Annotated in this window: 7 protein-coding genes; 4 read left to right on the forward strand and 3 right to left on the reverse strand. The window is 69.1% G+C overall.

Features of this window, described 5'->3' with window-relative positions:
- The first annotated feature begins 22 nt into the window (after positions 1 to 22).
- Both RAH40_RS11520 and RAH40_RS11525 read left to right on the forward strand, forming a co-directional pair.
- On the forward strand, positions 23 to 1,132 hold the full coding sequence (locus RAH40_RS11520) for an efflux RND transporter periplasmic adaptor subunit (protein ID WP_306602268.1): 1,110 nt from the start codon (positions 23 to 25) through the stop codon (positions 1,130 to 1,132).
- Positions 1,133 to 1,135: 3 nt separating this feature from the next.
- Entirely contained in the window at positions 1,136 to 4,303 is a 3,168-nt protein-coding gene (locus RAH40_RS11525) for an efflux RND transporter permease subunit (protein ID WP_306602269.1), read from the forward strand.
- A 49-nt stretch (positions 4,304 to 4,352) separates the two neighbouring features.
- Here the strand turns inward: RAH40_RS11525 and RAH40_RS11530 are convergent, their stop codons facing one another.
- From RAH40_RS11530 to RAH40_RS11540, 3 genes are all read right to left on the reverse strand, one after another.
- Complete coding sequence (locus RAH40_RS11530) at positions 4,353 to 4,934, reverse strand: DJ-1/PfpI family protein (RefSeq protein WP_306602270.1); 582 nt, start codon at positions 4,932 to 4,934, stop codon at positions 4,353 to 4,355.
- 114 nt (positions 4,935 to 5,048) lie between these two features.
- Positions 5,049 to 6,626, reverse strand: coding sequence for an IPT/TIG domain-containing protein (locus RAH40_RS11535; RefSeq protein ID WP_306602271.1), 1,578 nt, complete (start codon positions 6,624 to 6,626; stop codon positions 5,049 to 5,051).
- A 108-nt stretch (positions 6,627 to 6,734) separates the two neighbouring features.
- The gene (locus tag RAH40_RS11540; protein ID WP_306602272.1) at positions 6,735 to 8,456 is read right to left on the reverse strand and encodes an ATP-dependent DNA helicase RecQ; all 1,722 of its coding nucleotides are present in this window, start codon (positions 8,454 to 8,456) and stop codon (positions 6,735 to 6,737) included.
- A gap of 107 nt (positions 8,457 to 8,563) precedes the next feature.
- Between RAH40_RS11540 and mfd the strand changes: the two genes are divergently transcribed.
- A complete protein-coding gene (gene mfd / locus RAH40_RS11545; protein WP_306602273.1) occupies positions 8,564 to 11,962 on the forward strand; it encodes a transcription-repair coupling factor in 3,399 nt (1,132 codons plus the stop codon).
- A 52-nt stretch (positions 11,963 to 12,014) separates the two neighbouring features.
- Positions 12,015 to 14,636 carry a valine--tRNA ligase gene (locus RAH40_RS11550; RefSeq protein ID WP_306602274.1) on the forward strand — a complete coding sequence of 874 codons (2,622 nt, stop codon included), beginning with the start codon at positions 12,015 to 12,017 and terminating at the stop codon, positions 14,634 to 14,636.
- The last annotated feature ends 27 nt before the right edge of the window (positions 14,637 to 14,663 follow it).

The raw sequence follows: 14,663 nt of genomic DNA on the forward strand, positions 1-14,663 counted from the left end.
CCCGGACCCCACGAGGTAACCCATGAGCTTCCCCAAAACCATCGTCTACGCGGCCCTTCCCGCCGTCCTCATCGCCGGGACCATCAGCGTCCACCAGTACCGCAAGCACGCGGAGATCGTCCGCCAGCGCGGAACGAAGCTGGAGGGCTTCGTACCCGTCACCCTCGCCCCCGTGGAGAACCACGCCTTCCGCGGCGCCATCGCCTTCACCGGCACCCTCCTGGCCGTGAACCGCGCCGAGCTCAAGGCCGAGGTCTCCGGCCGGGTGACCCGCGTCATCGTCCAGGAGGGCGACCGCGTCGCCGCCGGCGCCGTGCTCTCCGCCCAGGACGAGGACGACCTCCTCCTGTCGGTGCAGGCCGCCGAGGCCCAGCTGGCCCAGGCCCAGGCCCAGGCCCAGCAGGCCAGGCGCGACAACGAGCGCGCCCAGAGCCTCCTGGAAAAGCGCAGCGTCACCCGCCAGTCCGCGCAGCAGGCCGAGACCAACTTCAACGCGGCCATGGCCATGGTCCGCGCCGCCGAAAGCAACCTGGGCCTGGCCAAGAGCCGCCTGCGGAAGTCCCGCATCACCTCCCCCTTCGCCGGGGAAGTGGCCCAGCGCCTCATCCAGCCCGGCGAGATGCTCACCCCCGGCCAGACGGCCTTCACCGTGGTGGACAACCGCAAGCTCGAGATCCAGGCGGACCTTCCCGCCGAGGCCGTGGCCGCGGTCAAGCAGGGCATGAAGGCCTCCTTCCGCATCGCCGGCTTCGACCAGCCCTTCGAGGCCACCCTCACCCAGGTGAGCGGCTCGGTCATGCAGGACGGCCGGACCCTGCGGGTGCGCATGGAGGTGCCCAACACCGACGGCCGCCTCAAGAGCGGCCTCTTCGCCGAGGGCGTGATCCTGGGCGAAGGCGAGACCCTGCGCCCGGCCCTGCCCAGCGCCATCCTGACCGCCGTGGGCCGCGATGCCGACGTCTTCGTGAACGAGAACGGCGTCGCCCGGCGCAAGCGGGTGCTCGTCGGCCCCGACCAGGGCGGCTGGCGCTCCGTGGACGGCCTCCCCGTGGGCAGCAAGGTGGTGGCCCAGGGCCGCGACCTGGTGGCCGACGGCACCCGCCTGCAGTTCGAAACCGAAAAGGGGAAGTGAGCCATGTTCCTTTCCGATCTGTCCATCAAGAGGCCCGTGCTGACCACCTGCGTGATGCTCGCGCTGGTGGTCCTGGGCCTGTTCTCCATCAAGGGCCTGGGCCTCGACAGCTTTCCCAAGGTCGACATGCCGGTGGTCACCATCAGCGTCATCTACCCCGGCGCCAGCCCCGATGCCGTCGAGCAGGACGTCATCAAGAAGATCGAGGAGGCCGTCAACCCCATCGAGAAGGTGCGCGAGATCAGCTCCACCAGCCAGGACGGCCTGGGCACGGTCACCATCGAGTTCGAGATCGAGCGCGACGTGGACAAGGCCCTGGACGACGTGCGCTCCAAGGTGGGCCAGATCCGGCGCAACCTGCCCGACACCATCAAGGAACCCATCATCCAGAAGTTCGACCCCGCCCAGCTCCCCGTGCTCAGCCTCATCGTCAAGCCCGACGACAAGCACAAGGGCATGAACAACCGCGAGGTCACCCGCATCGCCGACGAGTTCCTCAAGCGCCGCCTGGAGAACATCCCCGGCGTGGGCAAGGCCGAGGTGGTCGGCGGCTCCACCCGCAACATCCTGGTGCAGGTGGACCCCCAGAAGCTCGAGTCCCTGGGCCTCACCCTGCCCCAGGTGATGAGCGCCCTGGGCCAGGACACCATGGCCATCCCCAGCGGCAACCTGCTCACCGAGACCCGCGAGATCAGCGTGCGGGTCGACGCCAAGGCCCGGCGCGTGGAGGACTTCAACAACGTCATCGTCGGCAACCAGAAGGGCCGGCCCATCGAGCTCCGCGAAGTGGCGACCCTGGTGGACGGCATCAAGGAGAAGCGCAGCCTGGCGCGCATGGACGGCACGGACGCCGTGGCCCTGGAGATCCAGAAGCAGATCGGGGGCAACACCGTCTCGATGGTCCGCAGCGTCGACGCCGCGGTCAAGCGCCTGCAGCCCGACCTGGCCAAGATGGGCGTCACGACCGTCAAGGCCAAGGACAACTCCAAGTTCATCAACGACTCCGTCGACGACGTGGTGCTCTCCATCGTCCTGGGCGGCATCCTCACCGTCATCATCGTCTTCTACTTCCTCAAGAGCTGGCGCTCCACCATCATCACCAGCCTCACCCTGCCCGTGTCGGTCATCAGCACCTTCACCATCATGAAGGCCCTGGACTTCACCCTGAACACCATGACCCTCATGGCCATCTCGCTGGCCATCGGCATCCTCATCGACGACGCCATCGTGGTGCGGGAGAACATCACCCGCCACGCCGAGATGGGCAAGGACCACATCACCGCCGCCCGCGAAGGCACCGCGGAGATCGGCCCGGCCGTCATCGCCACCACCCTCTCGATCCTGGCCGTGTTCATCCCCGTGGCCTTCATGGGCGGCATCGTCGGGCGCTTCTTCTTCTCCTTCGGCATCACGGTGGCCTTCGCCGTGGCCGTCTCGCTCTTCGTGAGCTTCACCCTGGACCCCATGCTCAGCGCCGTGTGGCCCGATCCCGAGCACGAGAAGGGCTACCAGGAGTCCCACCACGGCCACCGCCGCTTCATCATGAAGACCGTCGACTGGTTCAACGACAAGCTGGACGGCTGGGAGGCGTGGTACCGCAGCGCCATCACCTGGGCCATGGACCACCGCTGGACGGTGCTCGGGATCGGCTTCGGGAGCCTGGTGCTGGCCTTCCTGCTCATGCCCCTCCTGGGCGGGGACTTCATGCCGGACTACGACCGCGGCGACTTCCAGGTGGGCTTCAAGGTGGAGTCCGGGGCGAGCCTCGAGGCCGCCAAGCGCAAGGCCGCCCAGCTCGAGCACCTCATCGCCACGAAGCCCGACGGCACCGAGAACAGGGAGATCGAGCACGTCTACACCACCATCGGCACCGGGCTCAACGGGAGCATCACGGAGGGCTCCATCTACGTGAAGCTCTCCGAGGGCCACCGCCGGGACATGATGTACATCCGCCGGGAGCTCCGGGACCGCTTCCGGGCCGTGCCCGGGGTGGAGACCGACATCTCCGCCGTATCCGACTTCGGCGACAGCAAGCCCATCGCCCTGGCCGTCATGTCCCCGGACCGCAGGTCCATGGAGCAGGCCGAACCCATCGTGCGGGAGCTGCTCAAGGGCGTGGATGGCGTCGTGGACGTCTCCAGCAGCAAGGACAGGGGCAAGCCCGAGCTGCGCCTGGCCGTGGACCGCAGGCGGGCCTCGGACCTGGGGGTCTCCCCCATGGCCGTGGCGAACCTGGTGCGCCCCCTGGTGGACGGCGTGGACGTGGCCAAGTTCGAGGACCCCGGCACCGGCGAGCAGTACGACGTCACCGTGCGCCTCTCGGACATCAACCGCTCCCGCGGCGACCTGCTGGAGGCCATGAGCGTGGGCTCCACCAAGAAGGACAAGGCCGGCAACAACCTGCAGGTCAAGCTCAGCAACGTGGCCCGCTTCGAGGAGACCACGGCCCCCGCCAGGCTCCAGCGCCGCGCCCTGCAGTCCCAGATACTCATCTCCACCAACAAGGAGGGCCGCTCCCTCAACGAAGTGGTGGCCGACGCCAACCTCAAGCTGGCCGCGCTGAAGAAGAAGGGCACCCTCCCCGAGGGCGTGGAGGTGGCCTTCACCGGCTCCGCCCGCAACAACAAGGAGACCGCCGGCTACATGGGGACCGCCATGCTCATGGCCGTGGCGTTCATCTACTTCGTCCTGGCCAGCCAGTTCGAGAGCTTCAAGCTCCCCATCACCATCATGCTGAGCCTCCCGCTGTCCATGGTGGGCCTGGTCATGATGCTGCTCATCACGGGCGACGCCCAGAGCATGATGACGAGCATCGGCCTCATCCTCCTCATGGGCCTGGTCACCAAGAACGCCATCCTCCTGGTGGACCGCGCCCTGCAGAACATGCGGGAGGGCGGGATGAGCCGGCGGGACGCCCTCATCGAGGCGGGCACCACCCGGTTGCGACCCATCCTCATGACCACCTTCGCCATGGTGGGAGGCATGCTGCCGCTCTTCCTGGCCATCGGCGCCGGCGCCCAGATGCGCGCCCCCATGGCCCGCGCCGTGGTCGGCGGCATCATCACCTCCACGATGCTCACCCTCATCGTGATCCCGGTGTTCTTCGACCTTCTGGACGCGTTCACGTGGAAGAAGGCCTGGGGCAAACTCAGGGACCGCCTCCCGCGGTAGGACGGAGAAAGGGCCCGGTTCGCCGGGCCCTTCCTCTTCAGGGAATGGATCAGGCTTCGATGCGCGTCCCCAGCACCTTCAGGAACTTCGCGATCCAGTCCGGATGGGCGGGCCACGCGGGGGCGGTGACGAGGTTGCCGTCCACGTGGGCCTTGTCCACGGGGATGTCCACGAAGACCCCGCGGGCCTCGGTCACTTCGGGGCCCACGGCGGGGTACGCCGAGCAGGGCCGGCCTTCCAGGACGCCGGCCGCGGCGAGAATCTGGGGCCCGTGGCAGATGGCGGCGATGGGCTTGCCGGCCTTGGCCATGGCCCGCACCAGGTCCAGGACCTTGGGATTCAGGCGCAGATACTCGGGGGCGCGGCCGCCGGGGATGACCAGGGCGTCGTAGTCCTCGGCCCGGGTCTCGGCGAAGGCGGCGTTCAGGGTGAAGCGGTGGCCGGGCTTCTCGGAGTAGGTCTGGTCCCCCTCGAAGTCGTGGATGGCGGTGCGCACGAAGTCGCCGGCCTTCTTGTCCGGGCACACGGCGTGGACGGTGTGGCCGACCATGAGGAGCATCTGGAAAGGGACCATCACTTCGTAGTCCTCGACGAAATCGCCGACGAGCATCAGGATCTTCTTCGCTGCCATGGGAGCCTCCGGGGTGGGGTGGGGGATAGCTGCCGAATTCTAGCTCCGCTTGGGTAAAATCCGCCATGAAAAAGGCCGGCTCCAGGGAGCCGGCCTCTGGGGTGCCAGGCCGCGCTAGGGCAGCACGGTGAAGGTGTCGGTGCTCGCGGCCGCGGTTCCGAAGGCCGTGAAGGTCACGACGCCCGTGGTGGCCCCGGCGGGAACGGTGGCCGTGATGGTGTTGGGGCCGACCACGATGAAGCTGGCGTTCGGACCGCTGCCGAAGACCAGGGTGGAATTGCCCGAGGAGGTGGGGTCGGAGAAGCCGGTCCCGGTGATGGTGATGGTGGCGCCGACCTTGCCGCTGAGGGCGGACAGGGAGGTGATGGAGGGATTCACGGTGAACAGGGAGGGGGAGGAGTCCGATCCCAGCGCATTGGTGACGGAGATGAAGCCCGCGGCGGCGGCGGCGGGCACCTTCACGGTGAGGGTGGTGTCGCTGGCCACGGTGAAGTCCGGCGCGTCCGCGCCGCCCACGGTCACCTTGGTGACCCCGGTGAACCCGGTGCCGGTGAGGGTCACCGTCTCGCCGACGGCGGCCTTCTGGGGGGCGATGCCCGTCACGGCGGGCTTGTTGACGGCGTCGGGCACGAAGGTGAAGTTCGAGGAGCTCGAGCAGGTCAGGCCGTTGGTGGCCACGGTGATGACCCCGGTGGCCGAGCCCGCCTTCACGTTGGCCTTGATCGTGTTCGAGTCGATGACGATGAAGCTGGAGGCCACGGCGTTGCCGAAGGTGACCTGGGTGGCGCCCGAGAACCCGGTCCCGGTGAGGGTGACCAGGGTGCCGGAGGGCCCGGTGGCGGGGGTGAAGGCGGAGAGGGTCGGGGTCACCAGGAAGCGCGCCGCCGAGGTGGCCGTCCCCAGGACGCCGGTGAGCTGGATGAAGCCCGAGGCCGCGGCCGAAGGCACCTGGACGCTCATCACCGTGTCGCTGGTGACGGAGAAGTAGGAGCTGATCCCGCCGATGGTGGCGCCGGAGACGCCCGTGAAGCCCGATCCCGCGAGGACCACGTAGTCCCCGGTCCCGGCCTGGCTGGGCGCGAAGGAGGTGAGCACGGGAGCCTCGACGCCGCCCCCGGAATAGGTGAAGGTGGGCGAGGTGGCGGTGAGCTGGACGCCGGCGGTGTTCGTGGTGACGGTGATGGGGCCGGTGCTGGAACCCAGGGGCACCACCGCCTGGAGCTGGGTGGAGCTGTTGACGTAGAAGTTGGCTGCCGGCCCCGTGCCGAATTTGACGATCTGGGCCCCGGTGAAGCCGGTGCCCGTGAGGGTCACGGTGGTTCCCGGGGAGCCGCTGGTGGGGCTGATGGCGGTGACGGTGGGGATGACGTTGAAGTTGGAGGTGCTCCCGCCGCTGCCCAGGGAGTTCACCACGGCGATGACGCCCGACATGGCCTGGTCGGGCACCGTCACGGTCATGGAGGTGTTGCTGTGCCGCTTCCAGTCCGCCGTGGCGCCGCCGACGCTCACGGTCGTGGTCCCGTCGAAGCCCGAGCCGGTCAGCTCGATGGCGGAGCCGGTGAGGCCCTGCGAGGGCGTGAAGGAGGTGATGACGGGGATCGACGAGGCTGCGGGGTTACTACTCTTGTGGCACCCCACCGCCCCCACGAGGCAAGCGACCGTCACCATCGACCAGCAGTTTCGTCCGACCATTTCCGTGTTCCTTGCGCAAAGGAGACCACTCCAGGGCGGGGAGAAGCCTGGAATGTGCTGAAAAAATTGACAACCCCAAGGAAGGTTAGCTGTTCGACCCGAGGGGGGTCAAGGGTCCATGGGCTCGGCCAGGAGCCGGAGGAAATCCTCCCCGTACGTCTCCAGCTTTTTGGGCCCAACTCCACTGATAGCCATCATTTCCTGCGGGGTGAGCGGCTTGAAACGGGCCATCTGGTGGAGGGTCGCGTCGCTGAAAACGATGTACGCGGGGAGGTTCCTGCGGTCCGCGATCTGCTTGCGCAAAGCCTTGAGTTTCAAGAATAAAACCGCATCTCCCCCCCCTTCTTCCGGGGCGGAGGCCGCGGGCGGAGGAAACTGAAAATTTCCCTTGGGAACCTTTGCCTTCTTGCCCGCACGGGAGCCGCCGAACGCCGCCGCCAGCGGGATTTCGCCCAGCACGTCCCGCCCCGTGCAGGCGTCGCAGGAGCACCCGCATGCCTCGATGCGCTCGCCGAAGTGCCCGACCAGCGCGCGGTGGCGGCACGACCGGATCTCCGCGAAATCGTACATGGCGCGGATCTGCTTGCGCTGCACCTGCGCCACCGCGGGGTCGAGACCGTCCAGGAAGCGCTCCAGGCTCATGACGTCCGCCCAGGAGTAGAACAGCACGCAGTCGGCGTCCGCGCCGTCGCGTCCGGCGCGGCCGATCTCCTGGTAGTAGCCTTCCAGGCTCTTGGGCAGGTCCCGGTGGATGATGTAGCGGATGTTGCTCTTGTCGATGCCCATGCCGAAGGCGATGGTCGCGGTGACCACGTCCACGTCGTCGCGCCGGAAGGCCTCCTGGGCGGCCTCCCGCGCCTGCGGGTCGAGGCCCGCGTGGTAGGCCAGGGCCCGCACGCCGCGGCTGCGCAGGTACTCGGCGGTGGACTCGGTGGACTTGCGCGACAGGCAGTAGATGATCCCGCTCTGCCCCGGCCGGGCCCGCACCAGGTCGAAGATGGCCTCCCGCACCTCGGGGGCGTCCCCGCCCTTCTTCACGGCATGGAGCCGCAGGTTGGGCCGGAAGAAGGAGCCCAGGTAGTCCAGGGGCGCGTTCATGCCCAGCTGGGCGATGATGTCCCGGCGCACCTCCGTGGTGGCCGTGGCCGTGAGGGCCAGCACCGGCAGGTGCCCGAAGCGCGCCTTGAGTCCCGCCAGGTTCCGGTAGGCGGGGCGGAAGTCGTGGCCCCAGTGGCTGATGCAGTGGGCCTCGTCCACCGCGATGAGGCGCAGGTCCAAGCGGTCTAGCAAGGGGCCGACGCTCTGCTCGATGCCCTCCGGCGCCGCGTACACCAGCTCGTACTCGCCGCGGTGCAGTTGCCGGATGCGCTCCAGGCGCTCGCCGGATTCCAGGGAGGAATTGAGGAACGTGGCCCGGAGCCCCGCGTCCACGAGGGCGTCCACCTGGTCCTTCATGAGCGCGATCAGCGGCGAGATGACCAGGGTCGTGCCGCCCAGGAGCCTCGCCGGCAGCTGGTAGGTGAGGGACTTCCCCGCCCCCGTGGGCATCACCGCCAGGCAGTCCCGCCCGGCCATGACCGCGCGGATGACCTCCTCCTGCCCCGGACGGAAGGTGTCGAAGCCGAAGACCGACTTGAGCCGGGCCTTGAGATCCGGTTCCCCCTTGAGCGCCTCGGCGATCTCCTTGAGGGTGCCGATGGAGCGCGGGTCGAAGGCCCCCGGCTCGGCCCGGTAGCGGTCCCTCAGGGCCCCCAGGGACTGCCGGCACGCGTCCCGTTCCCCGGATTCGAACAGGAGGCGAAGCGTCTGGATATCTTTTTCAAGGGGCATGGACCACCGGGCAGGACTCCATTGTCAGGCCTGGAGCCCCGGATGCCAAATGCCGGTCCCATCCTGCATTCATATTCACTGCTTCTTCCTTGGGGCACACTGATTACATGAGCAGTCAAGACCGCGCCGCCCTGAACGACCTCCTCCGCCTGCTGGACCCCGGCGGCCTGGAGGAGGCGGGCGCCCGCCTGCGCTGGACCTCCCCCACCGCCCTGGCCCTCATCCTGGCGCGCTGGACCAGCGGGGACGGGCGCCAGAAGACCCTTTGGGTGGACGCCCCCACCGAGCTGGAGGCCCAGGTCCTCGCCCACGACCTGGCCGTGGCGCTCCCCGATGCCCGGGTGGCCCACTTCCCGGGCTTCGCCCCCTTCGCGGGCGGCGAGTCCAGCCCCCCCTTCGTCGTCACCCGCGACCGCCTCGCCACCCTCATCGGCCTCCTGGAGCACCGGGTGCAGGTGCTGGTCACCGGGCCCCTGGCCGCCCTGGAGCGCCTGCCCCACCCCACCTGGTTCCAGCGCCAGAAGCTGGAGCTGGCCCAGGGCACCGAGGTGCCCCGCGAGCTCCTGCTGGAGACTCTGGTGGCCCTGGGCTACCGCCGCACCGAGCTGGCCGGGAGCCCCGGCGAGTTCAGCGCCCGGGGCCTGGTGGTGGACCTGTGGCCCGACCACCTGGACACGCCGCTGCGCCTGGAGTTCTTCGGGGACGAACTGGAGAAGCTGAGCCCCTTCGATCCGGACACCCAGCGCCGCAGCGGCGAGCTGCTCAAGGCCATCACGCTCTACCCCCGCTTCGAGGGCGAGCGAGGCGAAGGCGGCCCGCTGCTCGCGGCGGTGGCGAGCCGCGCGGGGCTCACGCCCGAGCCCGAGGACGACCTGGAATTCCGGCGCTCGCGCCTGGCGACCCACGGCCACTTCCCCGGCGAGGAGCTGTTCTACCCCATGCTCGCCCAGCCCAAGGGCCAGCTGGCGCACTGGGTTCCGCCCTGCCTGCGGGTGCGCCTGGAGCCCCAGTGGGAGGAGGCCGTGGCCGACCGGGAGCGGGCCCGCATCGGGGAGAGCCTCGCGGTGCTGCGCCGGGGCGGCGTGGTGTGCCCCGAGTTCGAGGACCGCTTCCTGGCGACGGATCCCAGCCGCACCACCCTCCTGCTCACCGAGTGGCAGAGCGAGGCCACCGTGCCCCTCCAGGCCACGCCCCCCCGGGACTACCACGGCCGTCTCGGGGACCTGGCCGAGCATCTCCAGGAGCTGGCCCTCTCCGGCCACCGGGTCTTTCTCGCCGGCTCCACCCCGGGCATGCGCGACCGGTTCGGGGAGATCCTCCAGGAGTACGAGCTGCCCGTCTCCTTCGGCACCCAGCCGGGGTGCCGCACCGTCCACCTGCCCCTGTCGGCGGGCAGCTTCCTGAAGGAGCCCCGGCTCCTGGTGCTCACGGAGCGCGAGGTCTTCGGCCGCAAGGCCCTGGCCGCGCCCCCCAAGCGGAGCCGCTCCGCGCCCTTCCTCTCGGACCTGCGGGACCTCAAGCCCGGGGACCGGGTTGTCCACCTGGACCACGGCATCGGCGAGTTCCTGGGCTTCGGCGCCCTGAACATCGGCGGGGAGGAGCAGGAGGTGGTCCAGCTCCGCTACGCCGACGGCGGCAAGCTCAACGTCAGCCTGGAACGGGCCGACCTCATCCAGCGCTTCGTCTCCCCCGACGGGGGCCTCGCTCCCCTGGACAAGCTGGGCGGCGCCTCCTGGGCCAAGGTCAAGCGCCGGGCCAAGAAGGCCATCCGCGACATGGCCGAGGAGCTGCTCAAGCTCTACGCCCAGCGCAAGCTCGAGGCGGGCCACGCCTACCCCCCGGACGGCCCCGAGATGGCGGAGTTCGAGGCCACCTTCCCCTTCGAGCCCACGCCCGACCAGATCGAGGCCACCGAGGCCATCAAGGCCGACCTGGAGCGGCCGGTGCCCATGGACCGCCTCCTGTGCGGCGACGTGGGCTTCGGCAAGACCGAGGTGGCCATGCGCGCGGCGGCCAAGGTGGCCCTGGACGGCCGGCAGGTGGCGGTGCTCTGCCCCACCACCATCCTGTGCTTCCAGCACTTCCGAACCTTCAAGGAGCGCTTCTCGGCCTTCCCCATCCGCATCGAGATGCTCAACCGCTTCGTGGACGCCGCCGAGGCCAAGGCCATCCTCCAGGACGTGGAGGCCGGCAAGGTGGAGATCGTCATCGGCACCCACCAGCTGCTGGGCGCCCGGGTGAAGTTCAGCGACCTGGGCCTGGTGGTCATCGACGAGGAGCAGCGCTTCGGCGTGAGCCACAAGGAGCGGCTCAAGAAGATGCGCGCCAACGTGGACGTCCTCGCCATGAGCGCCACCCCCATCCCCCGCACCCTCCACATGAGCCTGACGGGCCTGCGGGAGATGAGTCTCATCGAGACCCCGCCCAAGAACCGCCTGGCCATCGAGACCGTGGTGGCCCCCTGGTCAGACGAGCTCATCGCCACCGCCATCCAGTTCGAGCTGCGCCGGGGCGGCCAGGTGTACGTGGTGCACAACCGCGTGGAGTCCATCGTCACCGTGGCCGCGCGCATCCGGGAGCTGGTGCCCGACGCGCGGGTGGGCGTGGGCCACGCCCAGATGACCGACGACGCCCTCGAGGCCGCCATGCTGGGCTTCATGGAGGGCCGCATCGACGTGCTGGTGGCCACAACCATCGTGGAGAACGGCCTGGACGTGCCCAACGCCAACACGCTCATCGTGCACCGCGCCGACACCTTCGGCCTCTCCCAGCTCTACCAGCTGCGCGGCCGCGTGGGCCGCAGCGACGTGCCCGCCTACGCCTACCTCCTCATCCCCGGCAAGGGCGAGATCAGCGAGGACGCCCGCAAGCGCCTGCAGGCCCTGGAGGACTTCTCGGAACTGGGCTCGGGCTTCCGCGTGGCGGCCCAGGACCTGGAACTGCGCGGGGCCGGCAACATCCTGGGCGGGGAGCAGTCCGGCCACATCCACGACATCGGCTTCGAGCTCTACATCAAGCTGCTGGAGGAGACCCTCCAGGAGCTGCAGGGCCAGCCCAGCGGGACCTTCGAGGTGAAGATCGAACTGGGCGCCGCCCAGCTCTCCCGCCTGTGGGTGGACCAGGCCTCGGAGCGCCTCGTGGCCTACAAGCGGGCCTCCCGCCTTCGCACGGAACGCGACCTGGAGCTCTACCGCCTGGAGCTGGAGGACCGCTTCGGCCGGGTCCCCGAGAAGGACGAGGAGAGCGCGCGCTTCTTCGAGCTGCTGCGGGTGAAGATCCTCGCCCAGGCCCTGGCCGTGGGCGAGGTGTCGGCGGAGAAGGGCCGGCTCAAGCTGCGCCTGAGTCCCCAGACGCCCGTGGACCCCGGCAAGCTCATGGCCTGGGTGCGCCAGCAGAAGGGGGGCCAGTTCAACCCGGACGGGACGGTGTTCGTGGCCGCCCCGGCGCCCGGGGACGCCGCCGTCCGGCAGGCCCAGGAGATCCTGGCGGCCTGGGCGAAATTCTAAAGGTGGTAGGCGCCGCCCCGCTCTGACAAAATAAACCCTTTAGGAATAACCCATGCAAGAGATGGACAAGGCCTTCGATTTCAAGACCGCCCAACACCGCTGGTACGAGCAGTGGGAGACCTCCCGCATCTTCGAGGCCCAGCCCGACAGCGGCAAGAAGCCGTGGTCCATCGTCATCCCGCCCCCCAACATCACGGGCAACCTCCACATGGGCCACGCCCTGGTGTTCACCCTCCACGACATCCTCACCCGCTTCAAGCGGGCCCAGGGCTACGACGCCCTGTGGGTGCCCGGCGTCGACCACGCCGGCATCGCCACCCAGGTGGTGGTGGAGCGCCAGCTCAAGGAGTCCGAGGGCAAGAGCCGCCACGACGTGGGCCGGGAGGCCTTCCTGGAGCGCCTGTGGTCCTGGAAGGACGAGAACCAGGGCGCCATCGAGAACCAGCTGCGCCGGTTGGGGGCCTCGGTGGACTGGACCCGCAAGCGGTTCACCATGGACCCCGACCTCAACAAGGCCGTGCGCAAGGTCTTCGCCGCCTCCTACAAGGCGGGCCGCATCTACAAGGGCCCCCGCATGATCCAGTGGGACCCCGCGAGCCAGACGGCGCTGTCCGACCTGGAGGTGAAGTACGTCGAGCGCCACGGCAAGCTCTGGCACCTCCGCTACCCCCTGGCCGACGGCAGCGGCTTCGTGGTCGTCGCCACCACCCGCCCGGAGACCATGCTGGGCGACACCGGCGTGGCCGTGCACCCCGAGGACGAGCGCTACGGGCACCTGGTCGGGAAGATGGTCAGGCTCCCCCTCACGGACCGGGAGATCCCCGTGGTGGCCGACACCTTCGTGGACCCCAAGTTCGGCACGGGCTGCGTGAAGCTCACCCCCGCCCACGACCCCAACGACAACGCCGCCGGCAAGCGCCTGGGCCTGGCCAGCATCACCGTCATCGGCTTCGACGCGAAGATGACCGCCGAGGCGGGCCCCGCCTACGCGGGCCTGGACCGCTTCGACTGCCGCAAGAAGGTCATCCACGACCTCGAGAAGCTCGGCCTCATGGACAAGATCGAGCCCTACACCCACCAGGTCTCCGTGAGCGACCGCAGCGGCGCCGTGCTGGAGCCCCTGGTGTCCGAGCAGTGGTTCATGAAAGTCGACGAGGCCGCCGCCAAGGCCCTTGCCTCCGTGCGCGACGGCCGCATCCGCTTCACCCCCGAGCGCTGGGCCGGGGTCTGGGAGCACTGGCTGGTGAACATCCAGGACTGGTGCATCTCCCGCCAGCTGTGGTGGGGCCACCGCATACCGGCCTGGACCTGCGACGCCTGCGGCCACCTCAACGTGGAGGAGGAGGCTCCCAAGGCCTGCGAGAAGTGCGGCTCCACGGCCCTCACCCAGGACCCCGACACCCTCGACACCTGGTTCTCCTCGGCGCTCTGGCCCTTCAGCGTCTTCGGCTGGCCCGACGAGACCGGGGACCTCAAGCGCTACTACCCCACCAGCGTGCTCATCACCGGCTACGACATCCTCTTCTTCTGGGTGGCGCGCATGGTCATGGCGGGCCTGACCTGGACGGACGAGGTGCCCTTCCGGGACGTCTACTTCAACGCCCTGGTGCGCGACGAGCACGGCGCCAAGATGTCCAAGTCCAAGGGCAACGTCATCGACCCCCTGCAGACCATGGACGACTACGGCACGGACGCCCTGCGCTATTCGCTGGCCGCCATGGCCGCGCCCGGCACCGACATCTCGCTTTCCGTCTCGCGCCTCGAGGCCAGCCGGAACTTCTGCAACAAGCTCTGGAACGCCGCGCGGTTCGTGCAGATGAACCTCACTCCGGACGTCACCCTCGACGTGAAGCCCGAACTGGGAGAGGCCGAGTACTGGATGATCCGGCGCCTGCGGGAAAGCCTGGAGCAGACCACGCGCGCCATCGAGGAGTTCCGCTTCCACGAGGCCGCCGAGACCCTCTACCACCTCGTCTGGGACGATTTCTGCGCCACCTACATCGAGCTGGCCAAGGTCACCCTCCAGAACGGCACCACGGCCCAGAAGGCCGCCATCCTGCACTTCCTGGACATCCTCCTGCGCGCCCTCCATCCCGTGGTGCCCTTCCTCACCGAGGAGATCCACGCGGCCGTCATGGACGGGCGCCTGCCCCAGGGCGAACCCGCGCTCCTGGCGGCCCGAAGCTGGCCCCTGGGCGACCCCCTCCTCCAGGCGGAGGGCGGCGATCCCGACCTGGTTCCCAGGTTCCAGGAGGTCCTCACCGCCTTCCTGCGGCTCAAGGCCGACAACGGCGTGGACCCGGCCAAGCGCGTGCCGGCCTTCTGCACCCTCAAGTCCCTGGAGCCCTTCACCGAGGGCCTCAAGAGCATCGCGCGCCTGGAGTCCGTGGCCTTCCCCGACGGCGACATCCACGCCCCCACCCGCGCCGTGGGCGTGGTCACGGGGGGCACCGTCGCCCTGGAGCTGGCCGGCCTCAAGGACCCCGCCGCCGAGAAGGCCAAGCTGGAGAAGGAGCGCGACAAGCTGGAGAAGGAGCTGGAGTCCTCCCTGGCCCGCCTCGCCGACGAATCCTTCGTCACCAAGGCCCCCGAGGCCGCCGTGGCGAAGATGCGCGCCGGCGCCGCGGAGAAGCAGGCCCGGCTGGCCAAGATCCGGGAACTGCTGGCGGTCTGATACCTGGATCAAGGACTTCTTTTATCC

The organism is Geothrix sp. 21YS21S-2, from assembly GCF_030846775.1.
In the GTDB taxonomy this organism is placed as follows: domain Bacteria; phylum Acidobacteriota; class Holophagae; order Holophagales; family Holophagaceae; genus Mesoterricola.

Excerpts from the sequence above, each read along its gene's own strand:
- RAH40_RS11520 (WP_306602268.1), top strand. The coding sequence starts at position 23 with ATGAGCTTCCCCAAAACCATCGTCTACGCGGCCCTTCCCGCCGTCCTC.
- RAH40_RS11525 (WP_306602269.1), top strand. The coding sequence starts at position 1,136 with ATGTTCCTTTCCGATCTGTCCATCAAGAGGCCCGTGCTGACCACCTGC.
- RAH40_RS11530 (WP_306602270.1), bottom strand. The coding sequence starts at position 4,934 with ATGGCAGCGAAGAAGATCCTGATGCTCGTCGGCGATTTCGTCGAGGAC.
- RAH40_RS11535 (WP_306602271.1), bottom strand. The coding sequence starts at position 6,626 with ATGGTCGGACGAAACTGCTGGTCGATGGTGACGGTCGCTTGCCTCGTG.
- RAH40_RS11540 (WP_306602272.1), bottom strand. The coding sequence starts at position 8,456 with ATGCCCCTTGAAAAAGATATCCAGACGCTTCGCCTCCTGTTCGAATCC.
- mfd (WP_306602273.1), top strand. The coding sequence starts at position 8,564 with ATGAGCAGTCAAGACCGCGCCGCCCTGAACGACCTCCTCCGCCTGCTG.
- RAH40_RS11550 (WP_306602274.1), top strand. The coding sequence starts at position 12,015 with ATGCAAGAGATGGACAAGGCCTTCGATTTCAAGACCGCCCAACACCGC.